The organism is Kitasatospora sp. NPDC085895 (genome assembly GCF_040702125.1).
GTDB lineage: Bacteria > Actinomycetota > Actinomycetes > Streptomycetales > Streptomycetaceae > Kitasatospora > Kitasatospora arboriphila.
The window spans coordinates 1-17,200 of record NZ_JBFBJY010000114.1; the positions used below are offsets into that span (position 1 = coordinate 1).

Below are 17,200 nucleotides of genomic sequence, written 5' to 3' on the forward strand. Positions count from 1 at the left end.
TTGATCTCCGCATATTCCAAATCATCCCCCGGCGCCAACCGCACGGGCGGGGCCCCCCCCCCGGGGGGGGGGCCCCGCCGCCTGCGGACTGCCGGGGCAGGTGGGTCAGGCGCTGACGGCCTTCTTCAGCTCCTCGACGCGGTCGGTGCGCTCCCAGGTGAAGTCCGGCAGCTCACGGCCGAAGTGGCCGTACGCGGCGGTCTGGGCGTAGATCGGGCGCAGCAGGTCCAGGTCGCGGATGATCGCGGCCGGGCGGAGGTCGAAGACCTCGGTGACGGCCCTCTGGATGTCCAGGACGGGGACGGTCTCGGTGCCGAAGGTCTCGACGAACAGGCCGACCGGCTCGGCCTTGCCGATCGCGTACGCGACCTGCACCTCGGCGCGGCGGGCGAGGCCCGCGGCGACGATGTTCTTCGCCACCCAGCGCATCGCGTACGCGGCGGAGCGGTCGACCTTGGACGGGTCCTTGCCCGAGAAGGCGCCGCCGCCGTGGCGGGCGTAGCCGCCGTAGGTGTCGATGATGATCTTGCGGCCGGTGAGGCCGGCGTCGCCCATCGGGCCGCCGATCTCGAAGCGGCCGGTCGGGTTGACCAGCAGGCGGTAGCCCTCGGTGACGAGCTTGATGCCCTCGTCGGCGAGCGCCTTCAGCTCCGGCTCCACGACGAACTCGCGGATGTCCGGGGTGAGCAGCGACTCCAGGTCGATGTCGCTCGCGTGCTGCGAGGAGACCACGACGGTGTCGAGGCGGACGGCCTTGTCGCCGTCGTACTCGATGGTGACCTGGGTCTTGCCGTCGGGGCGCAGGTACGGGATGGTCCCGTTCTTGCGGACCTCGGACAGGCGGCGGGAGAGCCGGTGCGCGAGGGTGATCGGCAGCGGCATCAGCTCCGGCGTGTCGTCGCACGCGTAGCCGAACATCAGGCCCTGGTCGCCGGCGCCCTGCTTGTCGAGCTCGTCGTCCTCGCCCTCGACGCGGTGCTCGTGCGCGGTGTCGACACCCTGGGCGATGTCCGGGGACTGCGAGCCGATCGAGACCGAGACGCCGCAGGAGGCGCCGTCGAAGCCCTTCTTCGAGCTGTCGTAGCCGATCTCGAGGATCTTGTCCCGGACGAGCTGCGCGATCGGCACGTAGGCCTTGGTGGTGACCTCGCCGGCGATGTGCACCAGGCCGGTGGTGATCAGGGTCTCCACGGCGACGCGCGAGGCCGGGTCCTCCTTGAGGAGGGCGTCCAGGATGGTGTCGCTGATCTGGTCAGCGATCTTGTCGGGGTGTCCCTCGGTGACGGACTCCGAGGTGAACAGGCGGCGAGACACAGCGCTCCCTGGGGTTGCAGCGGCTGCTGACTGAATGCCCCGGTCTTCGGGGCATCCGGAAAGACTTGATTCCTGGAGTGTAACGGGGGAGCACCCTCGGCGGGCACTCCCCTTGTGCGGCAGTCGTGTGACCGTCGCCCCGCCCGATCAGCCGAGACGGGCGGCCACGGCGTCCCAGACGGCGTCCGCGAGGACCTCCTTGGGGCCGTGCGGCACCTGGGTCTCGCCGCCGTCGGCGGCGAGGACGGTGGCCGCGTTGGTGTCCTGGCCGAACGCCTTGCCGTCGCCGACCTCGTTGACCACGAGGAGGTCGCAGCCCTTGCGGGCGAGCTTGGCCCGGCCGTTGGCGAGCACGTCGTCGGTCTCGGCGGCGAAGCCGACCACCAGCTGTCCGGGGCGGGCCCGCTCGGCGGAGAGCTCGGCGAGGATGTCGGGGTTGCGCACGAGCACGACCGGGGCCGGTTCGACGCCCTCCACCTTCTTGATCTTGCCGGTGGCGTACTCGGCCGGGCGGAAGTCGGCGACCGCGGCGGCCATCACCACGGCGTCGGCGTCCAGGACGGCCTTGTGCGCGGCCTCGCGCAGCTGCAGCGCGGTGGACACCCGGACGACGTCCACGCCCGCGGGGTCGGGCAGCTCGACGTTGGCGGAGAGCAGGGTGACCCGGGCGCCGCGGGCGGCGGCGGTCGCGGCCAGCGCGTAGCCCTGCTTGCCGGAGGAGCGGTTGCCGAGGAAGCGCACCGGGTCGAGCGGCTCGCGGGTGCCGCCGGCGGAGACCACCACGTGCCGGCCGGCCAGGTCCTGCTCGGCGGCGCCGCGGGCGAGCACCCGGCGGCAGGCCTCGAAGATCTCGGAGGGCTCGGGCAGCCGGCCCTTGCCGGTGTCCTTGCCGGTGAGCCGGCCGACGGCGGGCTCCAGCACCACGGCGCCGCGGCGGCGCAGCGTGGCGACGTTCTCCTGGGTGGCGGGGTGCTCCCACATCTCGGTGTGCATCGCGGGGGCGAGCACCACCGGGCAGCGGGCGGTGAGCAGCGTGTTGGTGAGCAGGTCGTCGGCCAGGCCGTGGGCGGCCTTGGCGAGCAGGTCTGCGGTGGCGGGGGCGACGACGACGAGGTCGGCGTTCTGGCCGATCCGCACGTGCGGCACCTCGTGCACGCTCTCCCAGGTCTCGGTGGCGGCCGGGCGGCCGGAGAGCGCGGCCCAGGTGGCCTCGCCGACGAAGTGCAGGGCGGCCTCGGTCGGCACCACGGTGACCTGGTGGCCGGACTCGGTGAACCGTCGCAGCAGCTCGCAGGCCTTGTAGGCGGCGATGCCGCCGCTGACGCCGAGGACGACGCGCGGTGCGTTCATGGGGGTGGATCTCCTTGTCCGGCCTCGCCCGGGTGGGGCTCGCCCTCACCCTACGGCGCATCAGACGGCCGGTGCACCATGACCCGGAGCACAGCGAAGGGCCCGCCGGAACACGTCCGGCGGGCCCTTGCGCAGGGGGAGGCTCAGGCGGCCTCGATCGCCTCGGCGGTGAGCATGCCGGCGTTGATCTCGCGCAGCGCGATCGACAGCGGCTTCTCGTGCACGTGGGTGTCGACCAGCGGGCCGACGTACTCCAGCAGGCCCTCGCCCAGCTGGGAGTAGTACGCGTTGATCTGGCGGGCGCGCTTGGCGGCGTAGATCACGAGGCTGTACTTGGAGTCCGTCGCCTCGAGGAGCTCGTCGATCGGCGGGTTGATGATGCCCTCGGGCGCGGTCATCGAAGAGGACACGCGAAAACCTTCCGAAAGTGGATTTGTCGGTCTCACACAGTCTGACGAGCGGCTCGACGAGCCGATCGGGTCAGACTACACCGAGCAAGGCTAGCAGTTCGGCCGCTACCTGCTCGACGGAGGTGTTGACAAGGGTCGTGTCGAACTCGGTCTCGGCCGCCAGCTCGACCTTGGCCGCGTCGAGCCGCTGGTCGATCACGTGCTGGGGCTCGGTGCCGCGGCCGGTGAGGCGGCGGACCAGCTCGTCCCAGCTCGGCGGGGCCAGGAAGACCAGCTGGGCCTCGGGCATCGACTCGCGCACCTGCCGGGCGCCCTGCAGGTCGATCTCCAGCAGGACGGGCTCGCCGCGGTCGAGCCGGTCCTGGACCGCCTGCCGGGGGGTGCCGTAGCGGTTGCCGGCGAACACGGCCCACTCCAGCAGCTCGCCGTTGGCGATCAGCTTGTCGAACTGGTCGTTGTCGACGAAGTGGTACTGGACCCCGTCCTTCTCGCCCGGCCTCGGGTGGCGGGTCGTCGCCGACACCGAGAGCCAGACCTCGGGGTGCATCTTCCTCATATGAGCGACGACCGTGCTCTTGCCGACCCCGGAGGGGCCGGAGAGCACGGTCAGCCGCGGACGCTCACTCATGCACCGATTATCCCGGATCGCGGACCGTCCGGGGACCAGGGGGCTCGGCTCAGGTGGCCGCGCCGCCGAACTCCCGCTCCAGGGAGGCGATCTGGTTGGTACCGAGACCGCGCACACGACGGCTCTCGGAGATGCCGAGGCGCTCCATGATCTGCTTGGCGCGCACCTTGCCGACGCCGGGCAGGCTCTCGAGCAGGGCGGAGACCTTCATCTTGCCGATGACCTCGTCGTCCGCCTTGCCGGCCTTGATCACGTCGTGCAGCGACGCACCGGAGTGCTTGAGCTTGTTCTTCACGTCGGCGCGCTTCCGCCGAGCTTCGGCGGCCTTGGCGAGCGCAGCGGCGCGCTGTTCGGGGGTAAGGGGCGGAAGAGCCACGCCGTTCACCTCAGGTATGGATGGAAGGGATGAGCTATGACTGGTGGTGCCCGGCCTCCGGAGAGCAGGCTCTGACCTGCGCGGCGGCGGAATTCCGCCGCCTTCCGGTGACCTACCGCCGGACACTACCCAACTTAGGCCGCCACGTCAGGAAAAGAACACGAAAAGTCCTGGTCAGCCGGGGCAGACACAGGACTTTTCCGGGCAAATCAACCGCTCTCAGCGACGGTTGATCAGCCCTTTGTGACGCCGCTCACATCTCGGGCGAATCGTTCCGCCGCCTCTCGGAGTGCCGCGACCGACGGTCCGTGCTTCAGCACGTCGCGGCTGACGCTCGGCACGACGTTGCGCACGGAGTCGCCGAAGACCCTCGGCAGATCGGCCGCGGTGGCGCCCTGCGCACCCACGCCGGGGGCGAGCAGCGGGCCGTTGATCGCGAGGTCCGCGCCCGCCTCGGAGAGGGTCGCGCCGACCACCGCGCCGAAGGAGCCGAGCGGCTCGGCGCCGGCGTTCTCCGCCGCGAGCCGGCGCAGCACGCCCTGCGCCACGCTCTCGCCGTCCGCGGCGACGGCGCGCTGCACCTCGGCCCCCTCCGGGTTGGAGGTCAGCGCCAGCGCGAACAGGCCGCAGCCGTTGGCGCGGGCCAGGTCCACCGCGGGCTGCAGCGAACCGAAGCCCAGGTACGGGCTGACGGTGAGCGCGTCCGAGAACAGCGGGCTGCCCGGCGCGAGGAAGGTCTCCGCGTAGGCGGCCATGGTCGAGCCGATGTCGCCGCGCTTGGCGTCCATCACGACCAGTGCACCGGCGGCCCGGGCGTCGGCCGTGCAGCGCTCCAGGACGGCGATGCCCTTCGAGCCGAAGCGCTCGAAGAAGGCGGCCTGCGGCTTGAGCACGGCGACCCGGTCGGCCAGCGCCTCCACCACGGTGCGGGAGAAGGACTCCAGACCCGCGACGTCGTCGCCGAGGCCCCAGGCGGCGAGCAGCGAGGCGTGCGGGTCGATGCCGACGCAGAGCTGGCCGCGGGTGTCGAGGGCGTGGCGCAGGCGGGCGCCGAACGGGGCGAGGGTGGTCATGGGTGTCCTCCGGTCGTCGGGGTCGTCGTACGGGTCTCGTGCGGGTCGTAAAGGGCGTGCGGGGTGTGCAGGGGTGGTGCCGGGTCGGGGTGGGGGTCAGTCGCGGCGGTGGGCCAGGCCGACGGCGTCGGTGAAGGCGGCGAGGCCGCGGGAGGCGAGCTCGGTGCGCAGTTCGTCGAGGATGCGCAGCGGGGCCGTGGGGTCGTGCAGCAGGGCGGAGCCGACCGCGACGCCGCCGGCGCCGGCCGCGGCGAAGGCCAGCGCGTCCCGGCCGTCGGTGATCCCGCCCATGCCGAGGATCGGCACGGTGGGCAGGCGTCCGGCCAGCATCGCCGCGTGCACCAGGTGCACGCAGCGCAACGCCACCGGCCGCACGGCCGGTCCGGAGAGCCCGCCGGGCCCGGCGGCGAGCGAGGGGCGCAGGGTGTCCGGGTCGATGTCCATCCCGGGCACGGTGTTGATCATGGAGAGGCCGTCCGCGCCGGCCCGGACGCAGGCCGCCGCGATGTCGGTGATCGACAGCACGTCGGGCGCCAGCTTCGCGTAGACCGGCAGGTCGGCGGGGGCCGCCCGGCGCACCGCCCGGACGAGGTCGTAGGAGATCGCCGGGTTCGCGGCGAAGACCAGGCCGAGGTCGGCGTGGCTGGGGCCGCCGATGTTCAGTTCCAGGCCGACCACGCCGGGCAGTCCGCCGAGCCGGGCCGCCAGGGCGGCGAACTCCTCGATCCGCTCCCCCGCGATCGACACCACCACCCGGGCGCCGCGCTCCGCCAGCCAGGGCAGCTCCTTCTCGACGAAGGCGTCGATGCCGGGTCCGGGCAGGCCGAGCCCGGTGAGCAGCCCGGCCGGGGTGGCGGCGGCCCGCGGCGTGGGGTGGCCGGCCCGCGGCCGCGGCATGATCGTCCGGGTGGTGACCGAGCCCAGCGCGTCCAGCGGGACGAACTTGGCGAGCTCGCGGACGGGACCGGCGCAGCCGGCCGCGGTGGTGAGCGGGTTCGGCAGGGTCAGCGGGCCGAAGGGCGCGGTGAGGTCGACGTCCTGCGGGTCCATCAGGCCCCCTCCAGATCGGCCGGCACCGCCCCGATGTCCGCCCAGCGGACCCGCGTGGCGTCGAACACCGGGCCCTCCGTGCAGACCCGGGCGAACCGGCTGACGCCGTCGGCGCCGACCACCGGGACGACGCACGCCGCGCACAGCCCGGTGCCGCAGGGCAGGTCGGTGGCGAGCAGCGCCCAGCAGCGGATGCCGAGGTCGGCGACGGCCGCGGCGGTCAGTGCGAGGACGTCGGGCGGGCCGGCCGCGTAGACCACCGAGGCGTCGATCGCCCGGGCGGCCTGCGCGACCGGGTCGCTGACCAGGCCGGTGAGGCCGGCCGAGCCGTCCTCGGTCACCACCAGCACGTCCTGGGTGAGCGCCCGGGCCCGGTCGACGCCGTGCAGGGCGGCGGCGGTCGGCGCGCCCAGCAGGTAGCCGAGCTGGCCGCCGCGGGCGGTGAGCTGCTCGCCGAGGGCAGGCAGCGGGGCGGCGTGCTGGCCGTGGCCGACCAGCAGCGCCTTCACGGGTGCGTCGGGGACGGGGAAGGGCGTGCCGAGCGGGGCGATCAGGTCGAGCGGCCCGCTGCGGGGGCCGTCGGCGACCAGCAGCTCCAGGGTGCCGGCGGAGGCGTCGGCCCGGGCGATCGGGACGGCCTCGCGGACCACCGCGTGGTCGCCGGCCAGCGAGGCGAAGTGGCCCGGCCGGGCGCGGGACGCGGCCTCGGGCACCTCCAGCACCAGGCGGTGGTACGCGCCCTCCGCCGTGCACCCGTACACCTCCGCCCGCCACCGCACCGGATGGGCCATGTCCGACACCTCTCGATCGATCCGGGACGCCCCGGCGCACGTCCGCGCCCGGAGTCCCGCGTCCACACCTGCAACTCGCCGGGAGGCCCGCAGGTCACGCCACGATCCTCCCGCCCCGTCCCGTTCCCCGCGCCCCTGGCGGTGCGCCCGGGGGCGCGGGCGCTACGCCTTGGCGGTGCCGACGGCGTCGGCGATCGTCCGGTGCCCGGAGGCCCTCAGGCGCGCGGAGAGGCCCTTGTGGACCCGCCGCATCCAGAACGGCCCCTCGTAGACGAAGGCGCTGTAGCCCTGCACCAGGTCGGCGCCGTGCACGATCCGCTGCCAGGCGTCCTCGGCCGTCTCGATGCCGCCGACCGAGATGATCGCCAGGCGGCCCTCGGTGCGGGCGCGCAGCCGCTGCAGCACCTCCAGCGAGCGGGCCTTGAGCGGCGCGCCGGAGAGCCCGCCCATGCCGATCTCCTCGACCCGGGCGGCGTCGGTGGCGAGCCCCTCGCGGCCGATGGTGGTGTTGGTGGCGATGATGCCGTCCAGGCCGAGGGTGAGGGCCATGTCGGCGATCTCGTCGATGTCCTCGTCGGCGAGGTCGGGGGCGATCTTCACCAGCAGCGGGACGTGGTGCGGGGTGACCTCGTCGGCGGCCTTGCGGACGTCCCACAGCAGCGGGCCGAGGATCTGCACGGCCTGCAGGTTCCGCAGGCCGGGGGTGTTCGGCGAGGAGACGTTGACGACCAGGTAGTCGGCGTGCGGGGCGAGGCGCCGGGTGGACTTCAGGTAGTCCTCGGTGGCGTCGGCCTCCTCGACGACCTTGGTCTTGCCGATGTTGATGCCGACGATCGGGGTGCCGGTGGCGCGGATCCGGCCGGTGAGGCGGGCGGCGACCCGGGCGGAGCCCTGGTTGTTGAAGCCCATCCGGTTGATCAGGGCGCGGTCCTCGATCAGCCGGAACAGCCGCGGGGCGGGGTTGCCGGGCTGCGGCTCACCGGTGACGGTGCCGATCTCGACGAAGTCGAAGCCGAGCATCGACAGGCCGTCGATGCCGATGCCGTCCTTGTCGAAGCCGGCGCCGAGGCCGAACGGGCCGGGCAGGTCCAGGCCGAGCGCGGTGGTGCGCAGCGCGGGGTCGCGCGGGGCGAGGACGGCCTTCACGAGCTGCCGGAGGCCCGGGACGGAGGCGGCCAGCCGGATCCAGAAGAAGGCGAGGTGGTGGGCCTTCTCCGGGTCCATCTTCTTGAAGACCAGGTCGAACAGGAGCTTGTACACAGCGCCCTTCCTGAGCGTGAGCAAGGCTGTGGGGGGCACCAAGGTCTCCGGTGCCCCCCACGGTGGTCGGACTACTTGCGGCCGGCGTTGATCAGGGCCGCGTGCTCCTGGAGCGACATGACGCCGACGTCGCCGCGGTGCAGCGCGTCGATGCCCTGGACGGCCGCACCCATCGCCTGGACGGTGGTCAGGCAGGGGACGCCGCGCGAGACGGCGGCGGTGCGGATCTCGTAGCCGTCGAGGCGGCCGCCGGTGCCGTACGGGGTGTTGATGATCAGGTCGACCGCGCCCTCGTGGATCAGCTGGACGATGGTCTTCTCGCCGCTCGGGCCCTCGCCCTCGCTGTGCTTGCGCACCACGGTGGCGGGGATGCCGCCGCGCTGCAGCACCTCGGCGGTGCCGGTGGTGGCGAGCAGTTCGAAGCCGAGCTCGACGAGCGCGCGGGCCGGGAAGACCAGGTTGCGCTTGTCGCGGTTGGCGACCGAGACGAACACCTTGCCCTTGGTGGGCAGGGCGCCGTACGCGCCGGCCTGGGACTTGGCGTAGGCGGTGCCGAAGACCCGGTCGATGCCCATGACCTCGCCGGTGGAGCGCATCTCGGGGCCGAGCACGGTGTCGACGCCGCGGCCGGCCACGTCGCGGAAGCGCGACCAGGGCAGCACGGCCTCCTTGACGGAGATCGGGCAGTCGGCGGGCAGCGTGCCGCCGTCGCCCTCGGCCGGCAGCAGGCCCTCCTGGCGGAGCTCGGCGATGGTGGCGCCGAGCGAGATCCGGGCGGCGGCCTTGGCCAGCGGCACGGCGGTCGCCTTGGAGGTGAACGGCACGGTGCGGGAGGCGCGCGGGTTGGCCTCCAGCACGTAGAGGATGTCGCCGGCCAGCGCGAACTGGATGTTGATCAGGCCGCGGACGCCGACGCCGCGGGCGATCGCCTCGGTGGAGGTGCGCAGGCGCTTGATGTCGTAGCCGCCGAGGGTGATCGGGGGCAGCGCGCAGGCGGAGTCGCCGGAGTGGATGCCGGCCTCCTCGATGTGCTCCATGACGCCGCCGAGGTAGAGCTCGGTGCCGTCGTAGAGGGCGTCGACGTCGATCTCCACCGCGTCGTCGAGGAAGCGGTCGATGAGCACCGGGTGCTCGGAGATCAGGCCGGCGTGGCGCTCCAGGTAGGAGGCGAGCGAGGCCTCGTCGTAGACGATCTCCATGCCGCGGCCGCCGAGCACGTAGCTCGGGCGGGCGAGCACGGGGTAGCCGATCTCGTCGGCGATGGCCTTGGCCTCGTCGAAGGAGAACGCGGTGCCGTGCTTGGGGGCGGGCAGTCCGGCGTCGCGCAGCACGCGGCCGAAGGCGCCGCGCTCCTCGGCGAGGTCGATCGCCTCGGGCTGGGTGCCGACGATCGGCACGCCGTTGTCCTTGAGCGCCTGGGCGAGGCCGAGCGGGGTCTGGCCGCCGAGCTGCACGATCACGCCGGCGAGCGGGCCGGCCTGCTGCTCGGCGTGGACGATCTCCAGGACGTCCTCCAGGGTGAGCGGCTCGAAGTAGAGCCGGTCGGAGGTGTCGTAGTCGGTGGAGACGGTCTCCGGGTTGCAGTTGACCATCACGGTCTCGTACCCGGCCTCGGCGAGCGCGAAGGAGGCGTGCACGCAGGAGTAGTCGAACTCGATGCCCTGGCCGATGCGGTTCGGGCCGGAGCCGAGGATGATCACCGCGGGCTTGGTGCGCGGGGCGACCTCGGTCTCCTCGTCGTAGGACGAGTAGAAGTACGGGGTCCTGGCGGCGAACTCGGCGGCGCAGGTGTCGACGGTCTTGAAGACCGGACGGATGCCGAGGGCGTGCCGGACCTCGCGGACGACGTCCGGGCGCAGGCCGCGGATCTCGCCGATCTGCTGGTCGGAGAAGCCGTGCCGCTTGGCGTGGCGGAGCAGCTCGGGGGTGAGCTTCTCGGCCTCGGCGAGCTCGCCGGCGATCTCGTCGAGCAGGAAGAGCTGGTCGACGAACCACGGGTCGATCTTCGTGGACTCGAACACCTCATCCGGGGTGGCACCGGCCCGGATCGCCTCCATGACGGTGTTGATCCGGCCGTCGGTGGGGACGACCGCCTTGGCGAGCAGCTCGGCCTTGTCGCCGAGGGGGCCGGCCCAGGAGAACTGGCTGCCCTTCTTCTCCAGCGAGCGCAGCGCCTTGTTGAGCGCCTCGGGGAAGTTGCGGCCCATCGCCATGGCCTCGCCGACCGACTTCATGGTGGTGGTGAGGGTGGCGTCGGCGGACGGGAACTTCTCGAAGGCGAAGCGCGGGACCTTGACGACGACGTAGTCGAGCGTCGGCTCGAAGGAGGCCGGGGTCTGCTCGGTGATGTCGTTGGGGATCTCGTCCAGGGTGTAGCCGACGGCCAGCTTGGCGGCGATCTTGGCGATCGGGAAGCCGGTGGCCTTGGAGGCGAGCGCCGAGGAGCGGGAGACGCGCGGGTTCATCTCGATGACGATGACCCGGCCGTCCTCGGGGTTGACGGCGAACTGGATGTTGCAGCCGCCGGTGTCGACGCCGACCTCGCGGATGACGGCGATGCCGATGTCGCGGAGGATCTGGTACTCGCGGTCGGTGAGGGTCATCGCCGGGGCGACGGTGATGGAGTCGCCGGTGTGGACGCCCATCGGGTCGAAGTTCTCGATGGAGCAGACGACCACGACGTTGTCGTGCTTGTCGCGCATCAGCTCCAGCTCGTACTCCTTCCAGCCGAGGATGGACTCCTCCAGGAGCACCTCGGTGGTCGGCGAGAGGGCGAGGCCCTGGCCGGCGATGCGGCGCAGGTCCTCCTCGTCGTGGGCGAAGCCGGAGCCGGCGCCGCCCATGGTGAACGAGGGGCGGACGACGACGGGGTAGCCGCCGAGGGTCTCGACGCCCTTGAGGACGTCGTCCATCGAGTGGCAGATCACCGAGCGGGCGGACTCGCCGTGGCCGATCTTGGCGTTGACGGCCTCGACGACGCCCTTGAAGAGGTCGCGGTCCTCGCCCTTGTTGATCGCCTCGACGTCGGCGCCGATCAGCTCGACGCCGTACTTGTCGAGGGTGCCCGCCTGGTGCAGGGAGATGGCGGTGTTGAGCGCGGTCTGGCCGCCGAGGGTCGGCAGCAGCGCGTCGGGGCGCTCCTTGGCGATGATCTTCTCGACGAACTCCGGGGTGATCGGCTCGACGTAGGTGGCGTCGGCGATCTCCGGGTCGGTCATGATCGTGGCCGGATTGGAGTTGACCAGGACGACGCGCAGGCCCTCGGACTTGAGGACGCGGCAGGCCTGGGTGCCGGAGTAGTCGAACTCCGCCGCCTGGCCGATGACGATCGGGCCGGAGCCGATCACCAGGACGGACTTGATGTCGGTGCGCTTCGGCACGGGTCAGCTCCCAGCGGTGGTACGGGCCGGGGCGCCGGCCATCAGGTTGACGAAGCGGTCGAAGAGGTACGCGGCGTCGTGCGGGCCGGCCGCCGCCTCCGGGTGGTACTGCACCGAGAAGGCGGGGGTGTCCAGGCACTGGAGGCCCTCGACCACGTCGTCGTTGAGGCAGACGTGGGAGACCTCGACGCGGCCGAACGGGGTGTCGCTGACCCGGTCCAGCGGCGCGTTCACGGCGAAGCCGTGGTTGTGCGCGGTGACCTCGACCTTGCCGGTGGTGCGGTCCTGCACCGGCTGGTTGATGCCGCGGTGGCCGTACTTGAGCTTGTAGGTGCCGAAGCCCAGGGCGCGGCCGAGGATCTGGTTGCCGAAGCAGATGCCGAAGAACGGGGTGCCCCGCTCCAGCACGCCGCGCGCCACCTCGACCTGGTGGTCGGCGGTGGCCGGGTCGCCCGGGCCGTTGGAGAAGAACACGCCGTCGGGGGCGACCGCGTAGACGTCCTCGATCGTGGCGTTGGCCGGCAGCACGTGCACCTCGATGCCGCGCTCGGCCATCCGCTGCGGGGTCATCGCCTTGATGCCGAGGTCCAGGGCGGCGACGGTGAACCTCTTCCCGCCGATCGCCGGGACGACGTAGGGCTCGGTGGTGGCGACCTCGGCGCACAGGTCGGCGCCCTTCATCTCGGGCGCCTGCAGCACCCGGGCGAGCAGGGTCTGCTCGTCGGCCAGGGCCTCGCCGGAGAAGATGCCGACGCGCATCGCGCCGCGCTCGCGCAGGTGGCGGGTGAGCGCCCGGGTGTCGATGCCGCTGATGCCGACGACGCCCTGGCTGGCCAGCTCCTCGTCCAGCGAGCGGCGGGAGCGCCAGTTGGAGGCGACCCGGGCGGGGTCGCGGACGACGTACCCGGCGACCCAGATCTGCTTGGACTCGTCGTCCTCGTCGTTCCAGCCGGTGTTGCCGATCTGCGGGGCTGTCATCACGACCACCTGGCGGTGGTACGACGGGTCGGTCAGGGTCTCCTGGTAGCCGGACATGCCGGTGTTGAAGACCGCCTCGCCGAAGGTCTCGCCGACGGCGCCGTACGCCTGGCCGCGGAACGTCCGGCCGTCCTCCAGGATGAGCACGGCGGGCACTCGCTCCCGCCTGGTGCGAGGCGTGGTGGGGGCAGGTGCGGTCATGGGGCGGCCTCTTCCGTCTTCTTCGTCTTCGTTCGTTCGGTCAGAGCCTCGACCGCCTCGACCCAGGCGGTGTGCTCGTCGGGGTGGTCGGCCCGGAAGCCCGAGTCCAGGGCGGTGCCCCGGTGGTCCCAGGTGACGACCAGCAGCCCGGCGGGGACGACCTTCCCCGCGATGCCCGAGTCGCGCCGGGCGCCGGTCAGCGCCGCGGCGGGGATCCACAGGTCCTCGTCGCCGGGGCGGCGGACCAGGAGTCCCTGCTCGGTCAGGGTCAGCTCGGCCAGGCTGCGGGTGCCGAGGCCGTGCGCGACGACCCGGTCCAGCCAGTTCCCGGCCGTGGTGGAGCCGTGGTAGCGGCCCTTCGCCCGCAGCAGCGGCGCCCCGGGGTCGGCGGGCGCCGCGGGCAGCGGCGGCAGCTCGGACTGCAGCGTCCGGCGCCAGTTCCAGCCCTGCCGCATCAGCCAGTAGACCAGGGCGATCAGGATCAGCAGGCCGACCGTCCAGCCGATGTAACCGGGCCAGTTGGTGACCCTGGCCTGCTCGGCGGCGAGGCCGGTCACGCCAGCCCGTCCCGGTCGGCCAGCTCGCCGGCCAGCACGGTCGCGCGGCCGCGCAGGAAGGTCGCGTGCACGCGTCCGGGCAGGTCGAGGCCGCGGTAGGGGGTGTTTCGGCTGCGGGTGGCGAAGCTCTCGGGATCCACGGCACCACGGTACGCGGGATCGAAGAGCACCAGGTTCGCCGGCTCACCCACCGAGATCGGGCGGCCCTGGCCGGTGAGACGGCCGATCCGCGCCGGGCGGTACGACATGCGGTCCGCGACGGCCTCCCAGTTCAGCAGGCCGGTGTCCACCATCGTCTGCTGGACGACCGAGAGCGCCGTCTCCAGGCCGACCATGCCCATCGCGGCGACCGCCCACTCGCAGTCCTTGTCCTCCGCGGGGTGCGGGGCGTGGTCGGTGGCGACCGCGTCGATGGTGCCGTCGGCGAGCGCGGCGCGCAGCGCCTCGACGTCGGCGGCGGTGCGCAGCGGCGGGTTGACCTTGTAGACCGGGTCGTAGGTGCGCACCAGCTCGTCGGTGAGCAGCAGGTGGTGCGGGGTGACCTCGGCGGTGACGTTCCAGCCCTTGGCCTTGGCCCAGCGGATGATCTCGACCGAGCCGGCCGTGGAGACGTGGCAGACGTGCAGGCGGGAGCCGACGTGCGCGGCGAGCAGCACGTCGCGGGCGATGATCGACTCCTCGGCGACGGCCGGCCAGCCACCGAGCCCGAGCTCGCCGGAGACCTGGCCCTCGTTCATCTGGGCGCCCTCCGTGAGGCGGGGCTCCTGGGCGTGCTGGGCGACGACGCCGTCGAAGGCCTTCACGTACTCCAGGGCGCGGCGCATGATGACCGCGTCGTCGACGCACTTGCCGTCGTCGGAGAAGACCCGGACCCCGGCCGCGGAGTCGTGCATGGCGCCGAGCTCGGCGAGCTTCTTGCCCTCCAGGCCGACGGTGACGGCGCCGACCGGCTGCACGTCGCAGTAGCCGGACTCCTGGCCGAGCCGCCAGACCTGCTCGACGACGCCGGCGGTGTCGGCGACGGGGAAGGTGTTGGCCATCGCGTGGACGGCGGTGTAGCCGCCCTTGGCGGCGGCCTGGGTGCCGGTGAGGACGGTCTCGGCGTCCTCGCGGCCGGGCTCGCGCAGGTGGGTGTGCAGGTCGACCAGGCCGGGCAGGGCGATCAGGCCGTGGGCGTCGATGTCGACGTCCGCCTCGACGGTCAGGCCCTCGCCGATCTCCCGGACGACGCCGTCGGCGATGTGGATGTCCTTGGGGGCACCGCCGAGGATCTGGGCGTTGCGGATCAGGTAGCTGGTCACTGGGCGGTCTCCGAGGAGTCGGTGCGGGGGCTGTCGGCGAGGGTGGCTCCGCCGAGCAGCAGGTAGAGGACGGCCATCCGGATGGAGACGCCGTTGGCGACCTGCTCGACCACGGTGCAGCGCGGCGAGTCGGCGACCTCGGCGGTGATCTCCATGCCGCGGACCATCGGGCCGGGGTGCATCACGATGGCGTGCTCGGGGAGCTGCGCCATCCGGATGCCGTCCATGCCGTAGCGGCGGGAGTACTCGCGCTCGGTGGGGAAGAAGGCGGCGTTCATCCGCTCGCGCTGGACGCGGAGCATCATCAGCGCGTCGGTCTTCGGCAGCACCGCGTCCAGGTCGTAGCTGACCTGGCAGGGCCAGTTCTCGATGCCGATCGGCACCAGGGTGGGCGGGGCGACGAAGGTGACCTCGGCGCCGAGCGTGGTCAGCAGGTGCACGTTGGAGCGGGCGACCCGGCTGTGCAGGACGTCGCCGACGATGGTGACCCGGCGGCCGGCGAGGTCCCGGCCGGGGCCGGGGTTGAGGTGGCGGCGCATGGTGAAGGCGTCGAGCAGGGCCTGGGTGGGGTGCTCGTGGGTGCCGTCGCCGGCGTTGATGACGCTGCCGTGCAGCCACTCGGACCGGGCGAGCCGGGCCGGCGCGCCGGAGGCGTGGTGCCGGATGACGACCGCGTCGGCGCCCATGGCCTGGAGGGTGAGCGCGGTGTCCTTGAGGCTCTCGCCCTTGGAGACCGAGGAGCCCTTGGCGGAGAAGTTGATGACGTCCGCGGAGAGCCGCTTCTCGGCGACCTCGAAGGAGGTCTTGGTACGGGTCGAGTCCTCGAAGAAGAGGTTGACGACGGTGCGGCCGCGCAGGGTCGGCAGCTTCTTGACGGCGCGTCCGGAGAGCTGGGCGAGCTCCTCGGCGGTGTCCAGGATGAGCAGGGCGTCGTCGCGGGCGAGGTCGGCGGTGGAGACGAGGTGGCGCTTCACGCGGGTCACTCCGGAAGGTGCGGTTCGGCGGCGAGCGCCTGGGTGGAACGGGCCGTGTAGTCGCGGTCGCCGACGAGGACGGCGTCCCGGCCGTCGCTGTCGGCGAGCTGCACCTGGACGGCCTCGCGCAGCGAGGTGGGCAGGTTCTTGCCCACGTAGTCGGCGCGGATGGGCAGCTCGCGGTGGCCGCGGTCGACCAGGACGGCGAGCTGGACGGCGCGCGGGCGGCCGATGTCGCTGAGGGCGTCGAGCGCGGCGCGGATGGTGCGGCCGGAGAAGAGCACGTCGTCGACGAGGACGACCAGCTTGCCGTCGATGCCGGAGGCCGGGATCTCGGTGTGCTCCAGGGCGCGGGCCGGCTTCAGCCGCAGGTCGTCCCGGTACATCGTGATGTCCAGGGTGCCGAGCGGGATGTCGCGGCCGGTGATCTGCGTCAGCCGGGCGTGCAGCCGGCGGGCGAGGTGGACACCGCGGGTGTGGATGCCGAGCAGGACGACGTCCTCGGCACCCTTGGCACGCTCCACGATCTCGTGGGCGATCCGGGTGACGACCCGGGCGATGTCGGTGGCGTCCAGCACCTGGTGGGGCGGACGCGGCGCAGTGGTTCCGTCTGTGGTCATGCCGAAGCGGACCTCCTTCCCCGCCTCACGGGACGGGTCTTAAAGGATGTCTGGGATTGGCGCCCGGCGCACCGGGGCCGCGCCCATGCTATCAGTGTGGCCCCCACCCTCCGGGAGGGCGCCGTTCCGTTTGCCGTCCCCGCAGGTCAGCCCGCATCCCGGGGGCCGATCGGCGGCCTGCCGCCGCACTATTCGCACGACTGCCCCATTCGGCTTGACGCGACTACCTCACTCTACGTAACCTCACAGTGAGTTACGGGACCGGCGCCGTACCCACCGGTTCGGACGAACGGTCCGCGGTCACCACCCGCGCTCTCGTGGCTCTTCACTGCACGCGAAGCAATATTGTCCGGGGAGATCAATGTCCAGCGACTACGCGAAGCAACTCGGGGCGAAGCTCCGGGCCATCCGCACTCAGCAGGGGCTCTCCCTGCACGGCGTCGAGGAGAAGTCCCAGGGTCGCTGGAAGGCCGTCGTCGTCGGCTCCTACGAGCGCGGCGACCGTGCCGTCACCGTGCAGCGCCTCGCCGAGCTGGCGGAGTTCTACGGCGTGCCGGTGCAGGAGCTGCTGCCCGGCGGCACTCCCGGCGGTGCGGCCGAGCCTCCGCCGCGCCTGGTCCTCGACCTGGAGAGACTGACCCAGGTCCCGTCGGAGAAGGCCGGCCCGCTGCAGCGCTACGCGGCCACCATCCAGAGCCAGCGCGGCGACTACAACGGCAAGGTGCTCTCGATCCGCCAGGACGACCTGCGCACCCTGGCCGTGATCTACGACCAGTCGCCGTCGATCCTCACCGAGCAGCTGATCAGCTGGGGCGTGCTGAACCCGGACGCGCGCCGCGCCGTCCGCGAGGAAGACGCGGGCTGACCCCTTCTCCCCTCCTTTGCAGAAACGTCACGGCCGGGGGGGTGGGGGGCGGTGGGCACCCACCCCCCCCCG

Annotated in this window: 16 protein-coding genes; 1 reads left to right on the forward strand and 15 read right to left on the reverse strand. The window is 72.5% G+C overall.

Going from position 1 to position 17,200, the window contains the following annotated elements:
* Positions 1 to 105: 105 nt before the first annotated feature.
* The 15 genes from metK to pyrR all read right to left on the reverse strand — a co-directional run bounded on the left by metK (position 106) and on the right by pyrR (position 16,263).
* Positions 106 to 1,314: a methionine adenosyltransferase gene (gene metK, locus AB0442_RS38050; RefSeq protein WP_366168114.1), complete on the reverse strand. Its 1,209-nt coding sequence runs from the start codon at positions 1,312 to 1,314 to the stop codon at positions 106 to 108.
* 147 nt (positions 1,315 to 1,461) lie between these two features.
* Positions 1,462 to 2,664, reverse strand: coding sequence for a bifunctional phosphopantothenoylcysteine decarboxylase/phosphopantothenate--cysteine ligase CoaBC (gene coaBC, locus AB0442_RS38055; RefSeq protein WP_366168115.1), 1,203 nt, complete (start codon positions 2,662 to 2,664; stop codon positions 1,462 to 1,464).
* A 143-nt stretch (positions 2,665 to 2,807) separates the two neighbouring features.
* Entirely contained in the window at positions 2,808 to 3,074 is a 267-nt protein-coding gene (rpoZ, locus tag AB0442_RS38060) for a DNA-directed RNA polymerase subunit omega (protein ID WP_030240625.1), read from the reverse strand.
* A gap of 70 nt (positions 3,075 to 3,144) precedes the next feature.
* Positions 3,145 to 3,702, reverse strand: a complete 558-nt coding sequence (gene gmk, locus AB0442_RS38065) for a guanylate kinase (RefSeq protein ID WP_344624228.1) — start codon at positions 3,700 to 3,702, stop codon at positions 3,145 to 3,147.
* A 49-nt stretch (positions 3,703 to 3,751) separates the two neighbouring features.
* Entirely contained in the window at positions 3,752 to 4,078 is a 327-nt protein-coding gene (mihF, locus tag AB0442_RS38070) for an integration host factor, actinobacterial type (protein WP_030268416.1), read from the reverse strand.
* Between the two features lie 233 nt (positions 4,079 to 4,311).
* A complete protein-coding gene (pyrF, locus tag AB0442_RS38075; RefSeq protein WP_366168116.1) occupies positions 4,312 to 5,151 on the reverse strand; it encodes an orotidine-5'-phosphate decarboxylase in 840 nt (279 codons plus the stop codon).
* Positions 5,152 to 5,247: 96 nt separating this feature from the next.
* Complete coding sequence (locus AB0442_RS38080) at positions 5,248 to 6,201, reverse strand: dihydroorotate dehydrogenase (RefSeq protein ID WP_366168117.1); 954 nt, start codon at positions 6,199 to 6,201, stop codon at positions 5,248 to 5,250.
* On the reverse strand, positions 6,201 to 6,992 hold the full coding sequence (locus AB0442_RS38085; protein ID WP_366168118.1) for a dihydroorotate dehydrogenase electron transfer subunit: 792 nt from the start codon (positions 6,990 to 6,992) through the stop codon (positions 6,201 to 6,203). The genes AB0442_RS38080 and AB0442_RS38085 overlap by 1 nt, the downstream gene beginning before the upstream one ends.
* Before the next feature lie 162 nt (positions 6,993 to 7,154).
* Positions 7,155 to 8,252 carry a quinone-dependent dihydroorotate dehydrogenase gene (locus AB0442_RS38090; protein ID WP_363541726.1) on the reverse strand — a complete coding sequence of 366 codons (1,098 nt, stop codon included), beginning with the start codon at positions 8,250 to 8,252 and terminating at the stop codon, positions 7,155 to 7,157.
* A 71-nt stretch (positions 8,253 to 8,323) separates the two neighbouring features.
* Entirely contained in the window at positions 8,324 to 11,632 is a 3,309-nt protein-coding gene (gene carB / locus AB0442_RS38095; protein ID WP_366168119.1) for a carbamoyl-phosphate synthase large subunit, read from the reverse strand.
* A 3-nt stretch (positions 11,633 to 11,635) separates the two neighbouring features.
* The gene (gene carA, locus AB0442_RS38100) at positions 11,636 to 12,811 is read right to left on the reverse strand and encodes a glutamine-hydrolyzing carbamoyl-phosphate synthase small subunit (RefSeq protein WP_366168120.1); all 1,176 of its coding nucleotides are present in this window, start codon (positions 12,809 to 12,811) and stop codon (positions 11,636 to 11,638) included.
* Positions 12,808 to 13,368, reverse strand: a complete 561-nt coding sequence (locus AB0442_RS38105) for a hypothetical protein (protein ID WP_366168121.1) — start codon at positions 13,366 to 13,368, stop codon at positions 12,808 to 12,810. The genes carA and AB0442_RS38105 overlap by 4 nt, the downstream gene beginning before the upstream one ends.
* Positions 13,365 to 14,669 carry a dihydroorotase gene (locus AB0442_RS38110; RefSeq protein WP_363541729.1) on the reverse strand — a complete coding sequence of 435 codons (1,305 nt, stop codon included), beginning with the start codon at positions 14,667 to 14,669 and terminating at the stop codon, positions 13,365 to 13,367. The genes AB0442_RS38105 and AB0442_RS38110 overlap by 4 nt, the downstream gene beginning before the upstream one ends.
* A complete protein-coding gene (locus AB0442_RS38115; RefSeq protein ID WP_366168122.1) occupies positions 14,666 to 15,643 on the reverse strand; it encodes an aspartate carbamoyltransferase catalytic subunit in 978 nt (325 codons plus the stop codon). The genes AB0442_RS38110 and AB0442_RS38115 overlap by 4 nt, the downstream gene beginning before the upstream one ends.
* A gap of 5 nt (positions 15,644 to 15,648) precedes the next feature.
* The gene (pyrR, locus tag AB0442_RS38120; RefSeq protein WP_344624218.1) at positions 15,649 to 16,263 is read right to left on the reverse strand and encodes a bifunctional pyr operon transcriptional regulator/uracil phosphoribosyltransferase PyrR; all 615 of its coding nucleotides are present in this window, start codon (positions 16,261 to 16,263) and stop codon (positions 15,649 to 15,651) included.
* A 361-nt stretch (positions 16,264 to 16,624) separates the two neighbouring features.
* Here pyrR and AB0442_RS38125 point away from each other — a divergent pair, with 361 nt between their 5' ends.
* Entirely contained in the window at positions 16,625 to 17,128 is a 504-nt protein-coding gene (locus AB0442_RS38125) for a transcriptional regulator (RefSeq protein WP_014134541.1), read from the forward strand.
* The last annotated feature ends 72 nt before the right edge of the window (positions 17,129 to 17,200 follow it).

What these genes read in the sequence shown, in the direction of transcription:
- coaBC (WP_366168115.1), bottom strand. Translation starts at nt 2,664, where the DNA reads ATGAACGCACCGCGCGTCGTCCTCGGCGTCAGCGGCGGCATCGCCGCC.
- gmk (WP_344624228.1), bottom strand. Translation starts at nt 3,702, where the DNA reads ATGAGTGAGCGTCCGCGGCTGACCGTGCTCTCCGGCCCCTCCGGGGTC.
- pyrF (WP_366168116.1), bottom strand. Translation starts at nt 5,151, where the DNA reads ATGACCACCCTCGCCCCGTTCGGCGCCCGCCTGCGCCACGCCCTCGAC.
- AB0442_RS38080 (WP_366168117.1), bottom strand. Translation starts at nt 6,201, where the DNA reads ATGGACCCGCAGGACGTCGACCTCACCGCGCCCTTCGGCCCGCTGACC.
- AB0442_RS38085 (WP_366168118.1), bottom strand. Translation starts at nt 6,992, where the DNA reads ATGGCCCATCCGGTGCGGTGGCGGGCGGAGGTGTACGGGTGCACGGCG.
- carA (WP_366168120.1), bottom strand. Translation starts at nt 12,811, where the DNA reads ATGACCGCACCTGCCCCCACCACGCCTCGCACCAGGCGGGAGCGAGTG.
- pyrR (WP_344624218.1), bottom strand. Translation starts at nt 16,263, where the DNA reads ATGACCACAGACGGAACCACTGCGCCGCGTCCGCCCCACCAGGTGCTG.
- AB0442_RS38125 (WP_014134541.1), top strand. Translation starts at nt 16,625, where the DNA reads ATGTCCAGCGACTACGCGAAGCAACTCGGGGCGAAGCTCCGGGCCATC.